The organism is Vibrio sp. YT-17 (assembly GCF_033337375.1).
GTDB lineage: Bacteria > Pseudomonadota > Gammaproteobacteria > Enterobacterales > Vibrionaceae > Vibrio > Vibrio alginolyticus.
On the sequence record NZ_JAWOQP010000177.1, the window covers coordinates 1 to 1101 of the forward strand.

Annotated in this window: 1 protein-coding gene; it reads left to right on the forward strand. The window is 43.8% G+C overall.

Translation table 11 applies throughout. From position 1 onward, the window contains the following. The coding region (locus tag R7F67_RS24775) for a methyl-accepting chemotaxis protein (RefSeq protein WP_318057526.1) at window positions 1–862 on the forward strand (862 nt) is incomplete at its 5' end. Window positions 863–1101: the final 239 nt, after the last annotated feature.

The window sequence follows — 1101 nt, forward strand, 5'->3', positions numbered from 1 at the left end:
ATCATTGGCAACCATGGTGACTAACCTTGAACAATCGATGCACGCTCTACGCGATGAGCTATCAGCAGTAGAGTCGCGCTCAAATTCCATCGCCGATCTTACCGTTTCTCAGCAGCAATCGACCGCAATGATTGCAACAGCGATGACAGAAATGGCTTCTTCCGCTAACCATGTGGCAAGCTCTGCTAGCGACACAGCACGTAATACCGATGAAGCAGATAAACAAAGTCAGCACACTCAATCACTGATCCACAGCACTGTAGATAACATTCAAGGTCTTGCGACTCAGCTGAATACTGCAAGTAAAGCGGTTGCCGATCTCGATCAAGATGTAAACAACATCGTGAAAGTTCTGGATGTAATCGGAGATATTGCGGAACAAACCAACCTATTAGCCTTGAACGCTGCAATTGAAGCAGCCCGAGCAGGCGAACAAGGACGAGGCTTTGCTGTAGTAGCAGATGAGGTGCGTAATCTTGCAGGTCGAACTCAAGACAGCACAAAAGAGATCCAACACATGATCTCGAATCTTCAAGAAGGCTCTCGCAATGCCATTCACACAATGGAAATCTGTGCGGAAACAAGTGAAAGCACAGTAACTGAATCGATGAATGCATCAGAAGCTCTCCAACAGATCGTTACCGCGCTTGAATCTATCACAGCAATGAGTCAGCAAATTGCGACGGCAGCAGCTGAGCAAACGCAAGTCAGTGATGACATTGCACACCGCATAAATCTGATTGAAGAGAGCGGAAGTAAGCTAAATTCAGTGGTAACAGAGAGCAAATCGAGCACCCAAAGTTTGGCCTCTTTGGCAAATGAACTGGAAGGATGGGTGAATAAGTTCTCCGTAAAGCACTAGTTTAAAGTCAATTGTTCACTAAAAAGCACGTTTTCAAACGTGCTTTTTTTGTTTTCTTCGCATTTATTTAGCAAACAAGCTCGTAATTTCTTTCTTAGAAAAGCTTAAAACATGGTGTATCCCTATTTAAAACGCATAAAAACAGCCCACTCCGAGCACATTTTCATCAAACGATATTTTATTTTAATTTTATTGTTGACCTGAAAGCCGAAAAGCCTTTTAATACACCTCGTCGCCCG